Origin of the sequence: Rossellomorea sp. LJF3, assembly GCF_037046045.1 — a bacterium.
Taxonomy (GTDB): Bacteria; Bacillota; Bacilli; order Bacillales; family Bacillaceae_B; genus Rossellomorea.
The window spans coordinates 82,176-100,437 of sequence record NZ_JBANLY010000001.1; the positions used below are offsets into that span (position 1 = coordinate 82,176).

At 42.0% G+C, this 18,262-nt stretch carries 20 protein-coding genes; 17 read left to right on the plus strand and 3 right to left on the minus strand.

Going from position 1 to position 18,262, the window contains the following annotated elements; all coding sequences use genetic code 11:
• Nucleotides 1–20 precede the first annotated feature (20 nt).
• On the minus strand, nt 21–797 hold the full coding sequence (locus tag V8G47_RS00375) for a putative hydro-lyase (protein ID WP_336198340.1): 777 nt from the start codon (nt 795–797) through the stop codon (nt 21–23).
• 137 nt (nt 798–934) lie between these two features.
• On the opposite strand from V8G47_RS00375, the gene V8G47_RS00380 reads away from it, so the two are divergent.
• From V8G47_RS00380 to V8G47_RS00450, 15 genes are all read left to right on the plus strand, one after another.
• Entirely contained in the window at nt 935–2,218 is a 1,284-nt protein-coding gene (locus V8G47_RS00380) for a D-serine ammonia-lyase (RefSeq protein ID WP_336198706.1), read from the plus strand.
• A gap of 104 nt (nt 2,219–2,322) precedes the next feature.
• Nucleotides 2,323–3,210 (plus strand): cupin domain-containing protein, encoded by an 888-nt coding sequence (locus tag V8G47_RS00385; protein ID WP_336198341.1) that lies wholly within the window; start codon nt 2,323–2,325, stop codon nt 3,208–3,210.
• Between the two features lie 158 nt (nt 3,211–3,368).
• Entirely contained in the window at nt 3,369–3,920 is a 552-nt protein-coding gene (gene lepB, locus V8G47_RS00390) for a signal peptidase I (protein WP_336198342.1), read from the plus strand.
• Between the two features lie 84 nt (nt 3,921–4,004).
• Nucleotides 4,005–4,622, plus strand: coding sequence for an HAD family hydrolase (locus tag V8G47_RS00395; protein WP_336198343.1), 618 nt, complete (start codon nt 4,005–4,007; stop codon nt 4,620–4,622).
• 171 nt (nt 4,623–4,793) lie between these two features.
• Entirely contained in the window at nt 4,794–5,294 is a 501-nt protein-coding gene (locus V8G47_RS00400) for a DUF1456 family protein (protein ID WP_336198344.1), read from the plus strand.
• A 3-nt stretch (nt 5,295–5,297) separates the two neighbouring features.
• On the plus strand, nt 5,298–6,005 hold the full coding sequence (locus V8G47_RS00405) for a M48 family metallopeptidase (RefSeq protein WP_336198345.1): 708 nt from the start codon (nt 5,298–5,300) through the stop codon (nt 6,003–6,005).
• A gap of 36 nt (nt 6,006–6,041) precedes the next feature.
• Nucleotides 6,042–6,242, plus strand: coding sequence for a hypothetical protein (locus V8G47_RS00410; protein WP_336198346.1), 201 nt, complete (start codon nt 6,042–6,044; stop codon nt 6,240–6,242).
• A 31-nt stretch (nt 6,243–6,273) separates the two neighbouring features.
• Entirely contained in the window at nt 6,274–6,666 is a 393-nt protein-coding gene (locus V8G47_RS00415; protein WP_336198347.1) for a nuclear transport factor 2 family protein, read from the plus strand.
• Between the two features lie 220 nt (nt 6,667–6,886).
• Nucleotides 6,887–9,181 carry an RNA polymerase recycling motor HelD gene (gene helD, locus V8G47_RS00420; RefSeq protein ID WP_336198348.1) on the plus strand — a complete coding sequence of 765 codons (2,295 nt, stop codon included), beginning with the start codon at nt 6,887–6,889 and terminating at the stop codon, nt 9,179–9,181.
• A gap of 210 nt (nt 9,182–9,391) precedes the next feature.
• A complete protein-coding gene (locus V8G47_RS00425) occupies nt 9,392–9,913 on the plus strand; it encodes a kinase (RefSeq protein ID WP_336198707.1) in 522 nt (173 codons plus the stop codon).
• A 112-nt stretch (nt 9,914–10,025) separates the two neighbouring features.
• On the plus strand, nt 10,026–10,718 hold the full coding sequence (locus V8G47_RS00430; protein WP_336198708.1) for a DUF421 domain-containing protein: 693 nt from the start codon (nt 10,026–10,028) through the stop codon (nt 10,716–10,718).
• A 130-nt stretch (nt 10,719–10,848) separates the two neighbouring features.
• A complete protein-coding gene (locus V8G47_RS00435; RefSeq protein ID WP_336198349.1) occupies nt 10,849–11,256 on the plus strand; it encodes a nucleoside 2-deoxyribosyltransferase in 408 nt (135 codons plus the stop codon).
• A 27-nt stretch (nt 11,257–11,283) separates the two neighbouring features.
• Nucleotides 11,284–12,408: a metallophosphoesterase gene (locus V8G47_RS00440; RefSeq protein ID WP_336198350.1), complete on the plus strand. Its 1,125-nt coding sequence runs from the start codon at nt 11,284–11,286 to the stop codon at nt 12,406–12,408.
• Between the two features lie 29 nt (nt 12,409–12,437).
• Entirely contained in the window at nt 12,438–12,959 is a 522-nt protein-coding gene (locus V8G47_RS00445; RefSeq protein ID WP_336198351.1) for a DinB family protein, read from the plus strand.
• An 88-nt stretch (nt 12,960–13,047) separates the two neighbouring features.
• Nucleotides 13,048–14,061 (plus strand): serine hydrolase domain-containing protein, encoded by a 1,014-nt coding sequence (locus tag V8G47_RS00450; protein ID WP_336198352.1) that lies wholly within the window; start codon nt 13,048–13,050, stop codon nt 14,059–14,061.
• A 384-nt stretch (nt 14,062–14,445) separates the two neighbouring features.
• Here the strand turns inward: V8G47_RS00450 and V8G47_RS00455 are convergent, their stop codons facing one another.
• Nucleotides 14,446–15,414 (minus strand): sensor histidine kinase, encoded by a 969-nt coding sequence (locus tag V8G47_RS00455; protein WP_261752264.1) that lies wholly within the window; start codon nt 15,412–15,414, stop codon nt 14,446–14,448.
• 24 nt (nt 15,415–15,438) lie between these two features.
• Nucleotides 15,439–16,137 carry a LytR/AlgR family response regulator transcription factor gene (locus V8G47_RS00460; protein ID WP_261750958.1) on the minus strand — a complete coding sequence of 233 codons (699 nt, stop codon included), beginning with the start codon at nt 16,135–16,137 and terminating at the stop codon, nt 15,439–15,441.
• Between the two features lie 165 nt (nt 16,138–16,302).
• Between V8G47_RS00460 and V8G47_RS00465 the strand changes: the two genes are divergently transcribed.
• Complete coding sequence (locus V8G47_RS00465; RefSeq protein ID WP_336198353.1) at nt 16,303–17,055, plus strand: ABC transporter ATP-binding protein; 753 nt, start codon at nt 16,303–16,305, stop codon at nt 17,053–17,055.
• The gene (locus V8G47_RS00470; protein ID WP_336198354.1) at nt 17,045–18,202 is read left to right on the plus strand and encodes an ABC transporter permease; all 1,158 of its coding nucleotides are present in this window, start codon (nt 17,045–17,047) and stop codon (nt 18,200–18,202) included. The genes V8G47_RS00465 and V8G47_RS00470 overlap by 11 nt, the downstream gene beginning before the upstream one ends.
• Nucleotides 18,203–18,262: the final 60 nt, after the last annotated feature.

An 18,262-nucleotide genomic window follows, 5' to 3' on the forward strand; every position in this document is an offset into this window, starting at 1 on the left:
GACCAGGTCCGTCCCTCATTTTATTTGCCTTCTTGCAAATACTCTTCGTTTTTCCAGTCGGTAACGAACATACAGCCCGGGGAATGGGTCAGCATGTAGGGGATTTTAGCATGAAGGGCCACTGCCTGAGGGGTAACCCCGCAAGCCCAGAACATCGGAGTTTCTCCCTCCCTGATACCAACAAAGTCACCGTAATCTGGTTTAGTGATATCCAGAATGCCAATTTCAGCAGGATGACCAATATGAACAGGAGCACCGTGCATTTTTGGGAACAGTGCAGTTATATCCATTGCTTTCTGTACGAGTGAATCAGGTATCGGTCTCATTGAAACGACCATTGGCCCTTCAAATACTCCGGCTTTTTCTGTCTGAATATTGGTGTGATACATTGCTACGTTTTTATTTTCCTCTATATGACGCAGCGGAATGTCCCCTTTGATGAGCTGACTCTCGAATGTGAAACTGCATCCAATGAGGAAGCTGACGAGATCCTCCCTCCATATTTCATCTATCCGCTGCTTCTTATCAACCAATTGACCATTTTCATACACGTGGTATAAAGGGATGTCAGTACGAATATCTGAATTTTCAGCATACCTGGATTGGAATTGCCCTGGTTCCAACACCTCGACAATCGGACAGGATTTTGGATTGCGCATGGTGAATAATAAAAAATCAAAGGCATATTCCTTAGGAAGAACAACCAGGTTGGCTTGTACATAATCCTGGCAGACACCTGAAGTGTGAGTTTGGTGCTTTCCGCATCTGATGCTCGTTCTTAGTTCTGAAGGTAACATGGAAACAGGCTCTCCTTTAAAATGAAATTTTAATAGTCTGAAGATTGGTATCCATCTTATCATATATTTGTGCTACGTTATCAGTAATTAATCATTTCAGTTAGGGGGAATCGAATTTGTCTCAAAATCTCCACGGCATGGATCCGAAATTATTATCGGATTTACAGTCTCAAAAAGAAACGTTATGGACAAACCCGTTAATCCAATCCGGTGATATCCCAGAGGGTGGTCTCCGGGAAATCTTTGACGCGGAGAAGCGGCTCGCCCGTTTTGCTCCCTATATAAAAAAGGTCTTCCCAGAAGCGGCAAACGGAATGATCGAGTCCCCAATCAAGCGGCTGGGAAACATGGAAATTGCGCTTCAAGATTATTTTCAAACAACGATAAAAGGTCAGCTGCTCCTCAAATGTGACAACGAGCTCCCGATTGCAGGTTCGATCAAAGCCAGGGGAGGCATTTATGAAGTATTGAAAATTGCGGAAACGGTTGCTTTGGAACAGAACTGGATCCAAGAGACAGACGACTATACGGTGCTGGCATCGAGTCGCTTCAGGAATTTCTATTCAGGGTATTCCATCGCTGTCGGTTCCACGGGAAACCTTGGATTAAGTATAGGAATAATGGGGGCGGCGCTAGGTTTCAAGGTCACTGTACATATGTCCCGGGATGCGAGAGGCTGGAAGAAGGAGCTCTTGAGAGAAAAGGGGGTTAACGTTATAGAACATGAACAAGACTTCTCCCATGCGGTTGCTGAAGGAAGAAAGCAGTGTGAGTTGGATCCAGATTGTTTCTTCATTGATGATGAAAATTCAAAGGATTTATTCATGGGCTATGCAGTTGCGGCACTCAGGCTTAAGAAACAGTTTGAGGTAGAGGGGATCCTTGTAGATCATGACCACCCTTTGATTGTTTACCTGCCATGCGGGGTGGGCGGTGGTCCAGGTGGGGTGACCTATGGTTTGAAGCATGTATTCGGTGAACATGTTCATTGTTATTTTGCAGAACCTGTAAATTCCCCTTGTATGCTCCTTGGACTTGCATCAGGCAGACATGAAGGGATTTCAGTCCAGGATATTGGATTGAGCAATCGTACGGAAGCGGATGGTTTGGCGGTGGGCAGACCCTCTGCCCTTGCAGGTAGAATGATTAACGAACTGGTGAACGGGGTATATACGGTAAGCGATAAGAATCTATTCAAATTGCTTACTTTGCTGCATCAGTCAGAATCCATCTTCGTCGAGCCGTCGGCAGTGGCGGGGATGTTTGGTCCCTTCCTGCCGGATGTGCAGGAACACCTTTCCTCTATTGACGTGGAATTATCACATGCCACCCATGTAGTATGGGCCACGGGAGGAAGTCTAGTGCCGGAAGCCATCAAGGATGAGTACGTGAAAAAAGGCAAGGTTTTTTTGGTTGGCTGAGTTGCCGGGTAGCATGGAACTGGGCGGATGCACACCTTCTGAATCCACGCATATGATATCGTGGTAAAAAGCAGAAGGGAATGATCAGAATGTACAATGTGCCGATGACTTATTCATCATACCCCCACACCTTTGCAAACGCTGCCCCAAGAAGTGAAGATACTCCTCAGCACTTAGTGAATACCCTGCTTAACGGTATAAGCAGAAAAGCATCTACAGCAGACTTATATGATCGATTGGCCTGGGCCGCACCAACTAGTGAGGAACGTCAAAATCTAATGCGAATGAAGGAAGACGAGGAGAGGCATTGGTGGGAATTAACCAATTTATACACCTCCCTTACCGATACCCAGCCTTCTTATCAGGTAGAAAGAATTCCTTTTCATTCATATCGGGATGGCCTGCAAAGAGGTTATGAAGCGGAGCTTGAAGATTATGAACTATATCGGATTTGCAGTATGCAGGCTCAGCATTCCACGGTATACGAAGTCCTCGTGAATACATGCAGGGATGAGTGGGGGCATGCCGAAAGATTGAGTGTGTTAGGTGCAGGTGAAGACAATCGGATGATGTCAAAGGATTATGGGCCCTACCCGTATTCCGTGAACATTGATGAGGTGACGGTTGCTAATGACACGTTCCGCACGGCCTTATGGACAGGTGAACATTTACAGGTAACGCTTATGAGCATCAATCCCGGGGACGACATCGGTTTGGAAATTCACCCTAATATTGATCAATTCCTCCGTCTTGAACAAGGAGAAGGAATTGTGAGAATGGGGGATCGCCAGGATAATTTAACCTATGAGAAAAAAGTAAGTCAGGATTTTGCAATCATGATCCCGGCAGGTACCTGGCATAATGTCATCAATACCGGGGATAAACCTATAAAGCTGTACTCAATTTATGCTCCGCCTCAGCATCCGCGTGGTACGGTTCATGTAACCAAGGCTGATGCGATTGCGGCTGAGGAAGGCCACAGTAGATATTAGACATACTAAAATAAAAAGGATGTGGAATCAGAAAGATTCGACATCCTTACAAATGAACCTGCCTGTTCCATCTCTTTAATATTTACAGAAAAAATCAGGAATTATATGTTAAAATGAAGCAGTGAGGATGAATAGAATGAAAGTTTGCAAGTGAGAGGATGAATCGATTGGTGAATAAAAGCAAAAAGATTATGGGATGGGCACAGCCTTTGATAATTGGAATAGCGTTAGCCGTCATTATTCGTTCCTTTATCGTGATACCCATTGTGGTTGAAGGAGCATCGATGAATACCACTTTACTGGATCATGACCGCATGATCGTAAACAAAATGGATGAACCTGAGCGGTTTGATATTATCGTATTTCACGCAACCGAAACCGAAGATTATATTAAACGTGTAATTGGGCTGCCTGGTGACAAGATTGAATATAAAAACGATACGTTATACATAAATGGTGAAGCATATGATGAGCCTTATCTGAATGAACAAAAGGAAGTGACGGTGGGGGCGTTAACCCCTGATTTCACTTTACAGGATACCCCTTTAAAACAAATGACGGTTCCGGAAGGTGAATTATTCGTCATGGGTGACAACAGGAGATTCAGTAAGGACAGTCGTCAGATCGGCTCGATCCCCATCGATAAAGTAGTAGGAACGACGAAAATTGTGTATTGGCCGGTTAAGGAGATGAAGATCATTCATCATTAGATGATAGAATTGGCAATCATCAACTTCTGATAAATATTAAACTCCCGAAAATCAGAAAATACAATGAGTCTGGAGGTTGGAAATATGGACAGCATCATCTTTGATCTGGACGGTACCTTGTGGGACCCGATCGAGTCGGTACTGGAAGCTTGGAATAAGACAATCATCGATCATGAGCAACTAGAGCATGGAATCACCAGAAGGCACTTAGAGGGTACCATGGGGCTTCAAATGAAGGAAATTGGTAAGAAGTTGTTCCCGGAGTTGAATGAAGGGGAGAGGGAACAATTATTGAAAGACCTTTCCAGTCGTGAAATTCCCCACCTGAGTAAAAACGGCGGTCAATTATATGACCATGTAGAGAAAATTCTGGAGAAGCTTTCGGAGAAATACGATCTATTCATCGTCAGTAACTGTCAGGACGGCTATATCGAAGCCTTCTATGAGTATCACGGACTGGACAGGCATTTCATCGATTACGAAAACCCGGGGAGGACCGGACTTTCAAAAGGGGAAAACATTAAACTCATCATCGACCGAAACCAATTGAAGGAACCTGTCTACATTGGAGATACTGAAGGCGACCGTAAAGCAGCCAAAGAAGCAAGCATCCCCTTTGTATACGCATCCTATGGATTTGGAAAAGTAGAATCCTATGACTACAGGATTCAATCATTTGATGAATTATTGAACATCTTTTAGAAGTAAGGTCTGTTCTCTTCGAGGGACGGACCTTTCATTTTGTTCTCAATGAATGAGAAAGGTTTCAATTTTATCTATGCATGTAAGAATCTTAGCCTGCAAGCTTCTTTTTATGCCTGTAAAATGGTAAGCTAATGAATTAGTAAACGCAAATTCACAGGAGGCATACAGATGAATATTGATAATAACGATATCTTAATTCGATTGCGATACGCTCTCGATCTTAAAAATACAGAAATGGTAGACATCTTTAAGCTTGGCGGAATAGAATTATCTAAAGATGAAGTCATGAAAGTGCTGACGAAGTCAATGGATCATGAAGAATCAAAAGAAGGTATGAATAAAGAAGATGATCACATCCAAATGTTCGAATCCTTTTTAAATGGCTTTATCACGTTCAAAAGAGGGAAGCGGGAACCTAAGGCTGGACAGGAAGAAAGACCGGAATTAACGTATGAACATGTGAATAATCTTCTTTTAAAGAAAGTGAAGATTGCACTTTCCTTAACCAGTGAGGATATGATTGAAATCCTGGAATTAGCTGACGTACATATCACCAAAGGGGAATTAGGTGCGATTTTTCGAAGAGAAGGTCATAAAAATTACCGTATATGCGGCGATCGCTACGCGCGGAACTTCTTAAAGGGCTTGGCAATCCGATATAGGGGTTAGAAGATGAATCATACGTATGCAGGAGAGACGATTCAATTTGAACTTAAGTATAAAAACCGTAAATCAATCGGCATTTTCTTAGATAGCTATGGGAATATTGAAGTCCAAGCGCCTAAAGGGACGGATGAAGAATCTGTCATTCGATTGCTTGAGCATCATTGGGATGGGATCCTTCTGAAATCGAAAGAATTGAAGGAGCGTTTAAATGGCCCTCAGATGAAGTCCTACCAACATGGAGAACCTTTCCTGTATCTCGGAAAAAGCTTCCCCATTGAAGTTCTTCATACCCCTGACATCACGAAAGACTCTGTCACTTTTAGCGGGGATACGCTAAAAATCCAGGTCAGAGAGCTTGAAGATGAACGGATAAAGCAGGCGTTGAAACGTTTTTACTACAAGAGGTGCAAGTCCATGGTAGAGGGCAGCATCGCTAAGCATCAGCACCATTTTAAGAACAAGCCCCGTTCGGTACGCATTTCGGATAGTCAAAAGACTTGGGGGACATGCGACGGTAGAAGGCATCTGACTTTTAATTGGAAATTGGCCATGGCACCACAGGAGGTCATCGATTATGTCGTTGTCCATGAAATGTGCCATATGATCCACCTCAACCACGATCGATCTTTCTGGAGGCTGGTTGGGAAGATTGTACCTGATTATAAAGAGAAAGAGAAATGGCTGGCAAGTACAAGTTGGAAGATGACGGTATAGTGAGTCATGTCATCAGCAGGTCGGGAGGGATGGGAAATGACAATCGTCAGTTTCCTTATCATTGCCTGGATACTCAGCTGGTTTAAATTTGATCGGCTTTTTATTCAAGCATGTAAAGAGCTTTTCAAAAAAGAAGTGACAAAGGCAACCTATTATTTCACCTTTTTTTGCATTGGAACGATAGGGGACATCACTTTATTTTTTAATGGGACTTTTTATGATGTACTAACGAGTTAGGGAAGAGTATTCAATATATAGTGAAAGGGTGATGGAAGTGTCTGAATCATATGCAGGGTCCAAAAAAGAAATAGCCGTTTCGTTTCTGGAGAGAGTTGCGTCAGGGGATGTCCGGGGAGCGTTTAAGGATTATATAGGAAATGATTTTTGTCATCACAACCCCTATTTTCGTGGTGACCCGGAATCGCTCATTCTCGCCATGGAAGACAATGCTGTAAAAAATCCCGATAAGAGATTTGAAGTGAAACGAGCGATGGCTGATGAAGAGACAGTAGCAGTTCATTCCCATGTAAGGCAGAACCCAGATGATCGAGGGGTAGCGGTTGTCCACATTTTTCGATTTGAACATGGAAGAATCGTAGAATTATGGGACGTAGGTCAACCGATTCCGGATAATCCCGTGAACGAGAATGGGGTATTTTAGAACGGGAGAGCAGCATATCTATCGACACAAAAACCTGCACCACTATGTTAAATAGTAGGTGCAGGTTTCAAATTGTTATTGTAAATGTCATGGGATTATGATAAATTAATACAGAAACACTTTTATTAGGGGAAAAAATCTCATATATCCTCAATAATAATTATACAACATAACATTCTCGTTAGTCAACCCTGAATTTTATAGTTGAAGGAGTGCTTAGATGAAATCTGAAATGAGGCATGAGCAAAAGCGAGTGGACGATGTGATTAATACCATCATGCAACAGATCGAAATCCTGGAAACCGAAACAGGAAGGCGCAAGGAGGAAGTGGCGGAGACCAGAAATCATTTCTGGGATGAGGTAAAGGTAAACACAGATACCTTCGATGATTTTCTGGAAACCGTTATTGCCTTAAGGCAGCAGGCGCAATCGTTGACAGTTTCGGAGAGTACTCACAAACAGGCACTTAAAAAATTATCGGCATTGCACAGGATGAAAGGGAAGCCCTATTTCGGGCGCATTGATTTCACTGAAGAGGGAGAATCAACTGAAAGGGTTTATATCGGGATAGCGACCCTGACTGATCAAACAGGGGATGACTTTCTTATTTACGATTGGAGGGCACCGATTTCAAGTGTTTATTATGATTATCCACCAGGGCAGGCAGAATACATCACCCCGGGGGGCATCATCCGTGGGGTTGTGGAAAGCAAGTGGCAGTATCTTATCAGGGATGGTGTGATTCAGTCCATGTTCGATACGAGCCTCACGATCGGCGATGAGATTTTACAGGAGGTACTCGGTAAACGAACAGACAATCACATGCATAGCATTGTCGCTACGATTCAACAGAAGCAGAATCAGATTATCAGGCATGACCACGGCAGGCTTCTCATTGTTCAAGGAGCAGCAGGAAGTGGTAAAACATCGGCTGCCCTGCAGCGTATTGCGTACTTACTATATAAATATAGGGAAACCTTGAAAGCAGATCAAATCGTTTTGTTCTCACCTAACTCTATGTTCAACAGTTATGTTTCTCAAGTTCTACCTGAACTTGGGGAAGAAAACATGGAGCAGGTGACTTTCCAGGAGTATTTGGACCACCGATTAAGAATGGAATTCCAGGTGGAGGGTCCATACGATCAGCTCGAGTACGTGTTGATGCAGGCGGATAACCGCCAAACGTATGAAACACGTAGGGCGAGTATCCAATTCAAGGCCTCTACCGATTTCTTTGAAGAAATCAAATCATATAGGAAGTCCTTAGAGGGTTCAGGGATGAAGTTCAAAGGAATCAAGTTCAGGGGAAGGACGATCGTCACGGCTGAAGAGATCACCCAACGTTTTTATTCATGTGACGCTTCACTTCGTTTCCATAATAGGATTGAAAAGCTGACTGAATGGCTTAACAGTCAAATCGATCAGGCCGAGAAACGTGAACGGATGGAGCCTTGGGTGGAAGAAGCCATCGAATTGATGAGCAATGAGCAATACCATAAGGCACGTAAATATTTTAGGAAGAGAAATATCGCCGATGATTACGAAGTGGAGTACGAAGCGTTGAGAAGATTGGTTGTACGGAAAAAGTTCAAGAAGCTCCGTAAATGGATCAGTACCCTCCAATATGTGGATGTTAAAGGTGTTTATCAGCAGCTCTTTGCAGACCCTCTGATGATTCGCTCATTAATGCGTATGAATACACCAGGGAAATGGGAGTATATTTGCCGATCGACGTTGAATATGCTTGACGAAGGGAAACTTTATTACGAAGATGCGACCCCATTCTTACTTTTAAAAGAGCTGATTCTCGGTTTCCAAACGAATACATCCATTAAGCATGTACTCATCGACGAAGCCCAGGATTATTCTCCGTTTCAATTTGAATTCATCAAGAGGCTGTTTCCTTCAGCCAAATTGACCGTCCTCGGAGATTTTAATCAGGCTATCTTTGCTCATGCAAATGAACATGTTGATTTCAGTAATCTGACAGAATTGTATGGTCCGGATGAAACAGATCAGATTAACCTGACCGAGAGCTACCGGTCCACTAAACCAATCATAGATTTTACACGAAGGCTGGTTCCCGGCGGTGAACATATCTCGGCTTTTGAGCGGGACGGAGCAAATCCTGTCCTAACGACAGTCAAGGACCATAATGACCTGCATAATCAAATTACCGAAACGATTGAGAAATGGAAGGAACATGGGTACCATTCAATCGCCGTCATATGCAAAACGGCTGCAGAAAGTGAGCAGGTATTTGGTGCATTGAACCATGTAGAGAACCTTAAACTCATGAAAAGCGTTTCCCTCGAATATGAACAAGGCGTTGTAGTCATACCTGCCTATTTAGCCAAAGGAATCGAATTCGACGCAGTCATCATTTACGACGCATCCGAACAAAACTACGGTGACGAAAGTCTCCGAAGACTATTCTACACCGCATGCACACGAGCCATGCACGAACTAAAGCTCTACAGCATAGGCAAACCAACCCACTTCATCCAAATTTAGAATGAGGGACGGACCTCCATTTTTCAGTAAGAATCCCTATACAAAAGGATTTTGCTCTGGAAAGAGAGGTCCGTCCCTCTTCTATGAAAATAATGGTAAAATATGATGTGAAGCTTTCAAAGAGGTAGGGGAGTGGATTTGATGAATTCCTATATGGATTTGTTGAGGAATATGGGTGCCCAGCATGATGATTCGAGATTTTTGTAGGGGATAGATGGATTAAGTCGTTCGGGGAAAACTACTGTGGTTCAACAATTACGCTTTGCATTAGAGAAAGAAGATCGTCCCTTTCAAATTTTTCATCTGGATGATTTTATCGTTGAACGGGCACGCCGTTATCATACTGGTTCAGAAGAATGGCATGAATATTTTCATTTGCAATGGGATGTCGACTGGCTTTCAAATCACTTCTTTAAAAAGCTGAAAAGAGTGGAACAAGTCACTCTCCCTTTTTATGACGGGTCAAAGGACACTCATGAAAAGAGGACCATTCCGCTGCCAAAGGAAGGATTGATCATCATAGAGGGAGTATTTCTTCAGCGGGAGGAATGGAAACATTTTTTTGACAAGATTATCTATTTGGACTGCCCGAGGGAGACGAGGTTTAACCGCGAATCTAATGAAACGAAAAAGAATAGGTCAAAATTCGAAAATAGATATTGGAAAGCAGAAGATTATTATATCAATCGGTATCATCCTGCGGAATCGGCAGATATCATGATAACTTCATAAGTGGGTGGTAGGGGGAAAATTCAAATGCATGTTGACGGGGTAAAGTATATTAGATACTTATTAAACAATACTAATAGAAAATACCTGTAGGAGTCGAACCGAATTGATTCACGTGGATTACTTTGAAATGATTGCACGTTCAACTGCAAGTTTCCTGGTTCTCCTCCTTGTCGCCCGTTTGCTCGGAAGGAAACAATTGAGCCAATTAACTTTCTTTAACTATATAACCGGGATCACCATCGGTTCCATTGCAGCAGATATTGCAGGTGAATCGAAGACGCCTTTTTTTGAAGGATTGACGAGCCTTATCTGGTGGAGTGTTCTAACGCTCCTGGTTGGATATATCGGACTCAAATCACCGAGAGCACGGGTAGTGATGGATGGGCAGCCGGTCATTGTCATGAAGGATGGTAAAATTCTTGAAGATACGTTAGGAAAGCATCATCTGAATATGGATGATTTAAGCATGCTACTAAGAGAAAAAAATGTTTTTTCTACTAACGAAGTGGATACGGCCATCTTCGAACCTGATGGGAAATTGACCGTGTTTTTAAAATCAGGCAATCAACCATTAACCAAAAAGGATCAGGATATCATTACCGGTAAACCTACATACTTCCCAACAGAATTAATCGTTGATGGGAACATCCTGTATCAGAATTTAAAGGAAGTGGGCATATCTGAAGAGTGGCTTCTAAATCAGCTGAACTACTTCCAAGTGAAACTTCAAGATGCATTTTATGTTGAGTTGCAGGAAAATGGAACACTTTACATTGATCGGCGTCGGGACCGGTTGAAGGAGTAGAGAAGGTGTCAACCCTTACGTTTGGGTGGCACCTTTTTATTTTGGAAAGGATTGTGTTTTATTAAATAATTTGGAATAATTAGAATGAGTGTTCGGATTCTCAATAGCTGTATTTAGGAAGAGGGTGTTAATGATGAAGTTTTATATCGGCTCAAGCTTTGCAAATAAGGAACTTGTGCGGCATGTAAGTGATCGGCTTGAACAGAAAGGCTATATCCACACATATGATTGGACCAGGAACGATCGCGCATCAACAGTGAAAGACCTTCAGTACATCGGACAGAATGAAAAAGATGCCATCACGGAATCAGATGTGGTGGTCATCATACTCCCTGGTGGAAAAGGAAGTCACGTCGAACTGGGAATAGCGCTGGGACTTGGAAAACGGATCATCTTGTATTCCCCCAATGATGAGGTACATGATCTTGCAAACACGACTACGTTTTACCACTTACCCGAGGTGAAAAAGTGTTCGGGGAGAATAGAGGAATTATTGGAATATGTTTTAGAAAGCCGAATTTTCAGCCTAAATGAATAAGAGTGATGCTCGAGGAAGGAGACCACATTGAAGAAAATTAAAAGAGTGACCTTACCAAGTCAAGGCAGAGTCATAGTCATCTCGGACATACACGGAGAACTGAATCTTTTTATCAAACTGTTACAAAAAGTAAATTTCAGTTCAGAAGACCATCTATTTATCAACGGTGATCTTTGTGAAAAAGGAAGCAATAGTAAAGGGACTGTCCGATATATCATGGATTTAACAAAGAGGAACTTGAACGTCCATGTAACGGAAGGGAATTGCGACACTGTGGTAGAAGATCTTCTTGAAGAGAATCCCAAATTGATGAACTACATCAGATCAAGAAAACATTCCATCTTGAAAGAGTGGCTTGATGAAGTAGGGTTTGAACTTAAAGAAGATACTACGGTTCAGGAGGTGAAAGATATCCTTACACAACATTTCTCCCATGAAATCAAGTGGCTGATGGAATTACCAACTGCAATCGAAACAGACGACTATATTTTCGTCCATGCTGGTCTTGATGATTGTAAGGATTGGAGAGAAACGGATCGAATATCTGCGATCACGATGCCTGCTTTCATGGAGAAATCACATCGAACAGGGAAATATGTCATTGTCGGCCATTGGCCTGTTGTCAATTATGCGAGTGACATTCCGTCCAATAATCCGGTTGTAAGTAAAGATAAGAAAATCATCTCCATTGACGGCGGGAATGTCATTAAATCGACAGGTCAGTTAAATGCATTTATCATACATAGAACCAAGAACGGGGACAGCTTTTCCAAAATCTATACTGATCATCACCTAACATGTGAAGTGGTGAAGGGCTACATATCAGAAACAATCATGTCGGGGTCTATTTCCTACCCAAACTACGAATTGATCCCCTTTCAACCATCTGAGCATTTTACACTGTGCAAACAAGTTGGAACGGATGATCTATTATATGTTAAAAATGAGTACATTCATGAAAGTGAAAAGGGAACCTATTCGGCAAAAACGGATCTTTCATGTGCGCAGATTTCTGTGGATATTGGAGATATAATATCGGTTGTAGACAGTAGTTGCACAGGATATGACCTCATCAAGAAAAATGGCGAAGAGGGATGGGTACCTAAAGACGTTTTCCCAGTGAAACAGCGGCTCTCGAATCCAGTCGTTTAATCAATATGACAGATAAGGTGCGATAATCTATGGAATATAAAATAGACTCACGAAAGGGTTATAGTCCGCAAATCAGTTACCTGGTCTCTCAGATGGACTATGCCAGAAAAACGACATTGGAAAGTGTGAGAGGATTAACCCCCTCTGAACTGGACTTTTTACCATGTGAAGGTGCTAACAGTATTGGAGCTCTATTGCTCCATATGGCGGCGGTAGAAAAAGGGTTTCAAATAGAACTATTTGATGGGAGAAGGCCAAACGAACAGGAAATGGCTGAATGGGGTGCAGCCTATAGCCTAGGAGAAAAAGGTCGAAAGAATATAAATGGGAACCCTCTTGAATTTTATCTGACAAAACTTGAGGAGGTCAGAAAGAAAACGTACCAGGAGTTTTCCGAGCGTAATGATGAATGGCTCTTTGAAAGCAGATTATGGGATAACCAGCCCTCTAACCATTACTTCATCTGGTTTCATGTATTCGAAGATGAGATCAATCACAGGGGCCAGATCCGGTTGATCAGAAGGATGCTCTCTGAAAAGAATGAATTTTAATCCAGTTATTGTGATTTGGTCAGATCTATCGGTGATGTGATAGTATACGCTGGCGCTCAAACTGTATAGATATGAATAGGGGGGTCCTATGAAACCACAAACGATCAACTTTGAAAAAAAATTGAAAGATTATCAAATAGTCGGAGTCAGCATGGCTACAATTGAAGGCGCCTGCATCAGTAAAACCGACTGCTTCGGTTTCCTTGAGGCAGGAACAAATAGACGAGTGGAACATGACTCAATCTTTCATGCGTGTTCAATCAGTAAGTTTTTCACCTCCATATTAGTGATGACTCTATCTGAACAGGGCATTCTGGATATAGATAGAGATATTAATGAGTGCCTGTCATCATGGAAAGTTCCCTTGAATTCTCTCGGAATCATAACATTGAGGCATTTACTCAGTCACCATTCAGGGATTGTGGATCCGGAAGGCTCTTTTTCTGAAATCTTATCTATGTCTGATACCCCTTCCATGGTCGAAATATTGGAAGGGAAAACACCATATTGTGAGATTCCAATCGAAGTGAAATATAAGCCTGGAAGCGAATTTTCATATTCCGATGCCGGCTTCTGCGTCATCCAGCTTGTAATAGAGGATATTATGGGGAAATCATTTGAAGAGGTAATGGAAAAATATTTATTCCTGCCCCTACAATTAAATAATAGTACTTTTCAGCTGCCGGCTTCCAAAGATCAGTTCTCCTGCGGTCATACCAAGGATGGTGGCTTGGTAGCTGGAAAATACCCAATATACCCCTATCCTGCAGCTTCAGGATTATGGACCACCCCAACGGATGTGGCTCTATTGGTGATTGAATGGATGAATGCAATCAAAGGAAAAAGTAATCTACTTTCTACAATCAATGCTAAAGAGTTGTTAACACCTCAATTTGAAAAAGAGTGGATGGGGCTTGGTGTCTTTCGTGAAACTCATGAGATAGGGATAGAAGTTTCCTCACTGGGATGGGGAGTCGGCTTTCAAGGTATGATGGTTGCGTATCCAAATGAAGGGGCAGGTCTGGTCATCATGACGAATACAGACACAGGTGTCCATCAGCTAAAGGGGCTCATTGGTGAAGTATACAGAGCATATTATTAGCAAGCGCGCAGGGATGGTCATCGATAAATGATACCCTCATCAATATGTCTCTTTAGGTCCACGTCGATATGAAATAAAAAAAGGCTCGAACTTCCGAGCCTTTTTCTCAAGTCAATTAAACAACCAGTCCTAGAAATTTCTATTTTTTCTCGCTTTTTTTCTAAAGTAACCAATCGTTATTCCAATTATGACCGCAATGATTAATAGAGGAATAATTATAAACAAAACAGCTCCGGATGCTCCACTCATTGAGGTTCCTCCTCTCGATTCATTCATAAGAATATTCCCTGCAATGAGTTTTCTGAAACGTAAGAATGTGTTTTGATACGAATAAAGATCGGTGATAAAACTTTTACGATTTCGTCAAGCATCCATAGTATTTCTCTAATGAATCGCCGGAATTTTAATTTTCACCGTGAATTCTTCTTCCTTATAAACAAAATCCAGATAACCATTGTATTCTTTCACGGTTTCTTGAATGATCTTGGTGCCTAGACCTTCGTGGCCTTCCTTTGTCGTATGTCCGTAGCTTTGGTAAAGCTTATCAAGGATCGGTGGTGATATCGGGAGGGAAGGGTTCTTGCAAACCAGCATATATAGGCCGCTTCGTTTATAAAACTGAAGGCTGACGCTTGCTTGATTACCATAATGTTCAAGCCATTCGGCGGAAGCCTCTATACTATTGGACAACAGATTCCCAAGGAGTGTCACAATCTTCTTATCTGGGAGGGGCAACGTGGAAAGGGGCATATCCACATCATATATCAGCGTTACCCCGCAAGCCTTTCCTCGATTGTACATTTGGTGGAGAATTCCGGCCACACTTCCACGTTCCCCTTTAATAGAAAGGTTGGTTTCTTCATAACCGTCCACCAAATCGTCTAAATAGGCAGCTGCCTCTTCGTGATGGTGATGTTCGAGCATATAGTGGATCGAAGAAATATGTTTGAGAAAATCATGCCGTTCACTTCGTACAACCCGAAATGTTTCGGATAAATGAAGTCGTTCCATTTCGAACTGCTCAACATCATTCTGAAGCCCATTAAATTTGGTGGAAACATCCCATCTGACCCACTCAATCCCGATAAAAATCATGAAAAAGACCGCTGGTAACCATGTTGATCCAATGATCAAATACGGAAGTAACAGAAATAGTTGTGAGAGGGAAAGCAGGTTACTCCATTTCTGATCGAATCCAAAAGACGGTATTTTCGTTTTTTTATAACACAGATATGTTACGAAAAAGACTGCTGCATAAGTGAAATAAAGAGGCAGATCCCATTGTAGGTTCGTAAATAATGCGTGTATATGTATAAAGGCAACTAGGGAAAGAATTAACCAATAAATTTTCATTTGTTTCACAACTTGCTCCACCTTTTAAAAATAATGTTGTTGAAGGTATTCTACTTTTTCCTTTGTGATCATTGCCTGTGCGTCGATTCCTTCAAATGAAATCACATATGAATTCTTCGCATAGAGAGAGAAATTCTTTACATAGTGTATGTTGATGATGAAGGAACGATGGGAACGGATGAAATCCCTTTCCCGTAATTCTCCTTCTAATTCATTCAAGGTCAGATAGGTTTTGATCCTTTCCTCTTTCGTGTAAATCGTCGTTGATCTGCCAGACCTTTCAATGAAGACGATATCTTTCTTTTGAACGATATGTATATCATTTTTCTGCTTTAAATAGAGGCGGCCCTTCAGTTCTGCCGTTCTCGACTTTTCCATTAGTCGCTCGATGGATTTCATTAGACGGTCATTTGTATAGGGCTTCATAATATAATCATGGACGTTCAATTCAAAGGCGTGGACAGCGTATCCACTGTTTGCCGTCACGAAGATCACCGATATGTTAAGTGCGTGTGAGTGGATGATGTCTGCCAATTCATATCCAGATAGGTGGGGCATCTCAATATCTGCAATCAGTACGTCGATGGTTTCTTTCTTGATTTGGTCATAGGCTTCCTCGGCGGAGGTGGTGGAAAAGACGATTTCCAGACCCTCGCAACGGGAAACGATGCCATTTAATTTATCTAAGTCAATCATTCGATCGTCTACGAGACCAATCTTCATTTCCATTCCCCTCGCATCTTCTGAAGTTCTCCTTCATTTTACCATCTTTCATGAAGAATTTGGCATTTTCACGACAAGAAAAGGACATTTCACGACATAAGTAAAGAATCTACCTCCAATTATTTGTATGATGAAAATACATTAATACTTAATGAGGTGAGAATATTGATTCATATACATGAAGTCACAAAACAGTTTAAAGATAAGCAAAAGTATGTAACCGCACTAAAACACGTTTCTCTTTCGATTCAAAAAGGTGATGTGGTCGGGCTGTTAGGTGAAAATGGTGCCGGAAAGACGACGCTTCTTAGGACGATTGCAACCTTATTGACACCAACCGAGGGTTCAATTGAAGTCGCTGGTCACGATACCCTAAAGGAACCAAACGAAATCAAAACCAAGATCGGTGTTTTATTTGGAGGGGAAACCGGTTTATACGACCGATTAACTGCTAGGGAGAATCTTCAATACTTTGCTCGTTTATACGGATTAAGCAAACATGAAACAAAGGTGAGAATTGACGACCTCTCCAGGATGTTCGGGATGAGGGACTATCTTGACAGGCGGGTGGGAGGTTTCTCCAAAGGCATGCGTCAGAAGGTTGCCATTGCCAGAACACTGATTCATAATCCCGAGATCATTTTGTTTGACGAACCGACTACCGGTCTCGACATTACTTCATCCAATGTATTCCGCCAACTTGTACATCAATTGAAACGAGAAGGAAAGACCATCCTCTTCTCCAGTCACATCATGGAAGAAGTCTCAATGCTATGTGACAAAGTAGCCATGATGCATAAAGGGGAATTGGTGTACCAGGGGGATATCGAAGAATTATATAAGACTGAAAAGAGCAGGGATCTTAATTATATCTTTATGAGTAAACTAGTGAGAGGAGATGAACATTATGCTTCTTAGTATCTATTTAAAAGAAATAAAAGACAGCTTCAGAGACAGGAGAACTCTTCTTTTGACCGTCTTTCTTCCGATTTTTATGATGAGTGGACTCGTTTTCTTCTATGAAAATATGGTTTCAAGTGGAGAAGGTGAAACGTATGCCCTCGCAGTCGACTCCAATGTCAGTAAGGAAGTCTCACAAATTTTCTCAGGAAACGAAACGATTGAATTAGTGAAAACAGACAATCCCAGAAAAGCCGTAGAAGAGGGAGAGGCACTTGTTGCCATGATTGTTAGCAGTGATTTCATTCAAAACATCAATGAAGGAAAGCAAGCCGATATCACCTTGATCGGAGATTCCTTCAGCCAGAACTCCAGCAACCTGATGAATGCAACTACAAATTCCCTCACCGCCTTTGAGAAAGAAGTTACGTCAGAAAGGTTGAGAGCTGAAGGGACGGACCTTTCTATCATCCAGCCATTCACCATCACCAAACAGGAAGTGTCAGATGACGAGGGGAGTATGTTCCTGTTATCTTTTCTTGTACCTCTTATCCTGGCGATATCCATAGGGGTGGGAACCTCTCCATCGGCTGCAGACTTATTCGCCGGTGAAAAAGAGAAAAAAACGATGGAAGCATTGCTCATGACACCAGTCAAACGTTCTACATTAATGCTTTCCAAATGGTTGACTATTGCTTCTGTAGGTGTCATTACAGGTCTTGTCACGCTCATTGTCCTGGCTGTTGAGATTACGCTTTTCACAGAAAACCTGAAAGACGCAGTATCCTTTGGTGATAATGTCTATGTGATAATAGGGATTTCTCTTCTGCTTACCATTGTGTATGCCGTGTTTATCGCTTCCCTACAGATGATTACAAGCATTCTGGGAAAAACGGTTAAAGAAGCCGGTAGCTACAGTGCACCGATTATGATGCTTGCGGCTTTTCCAGGCATGATTATCACAAATGTCGGACTAAATGAACTCACCTTTAAACATTTTGCCATCCCGATTCTTAACCTATTCAGCCAATTCAAAGAATTGTTGATGGGTGTGGTCGATTATCAACACATCGCGATTACGATAGGTAGCAACCTGGTAATTATGCTGATTATCTTTGCCATTGGCAGAGTTCTTTTTTTGAAGGATAAATGGGTGATGAACTAAAAAGAAATGATACAAACACGGCTCTAATCCTAAAAAGAAACAACACGAACAATTATAATA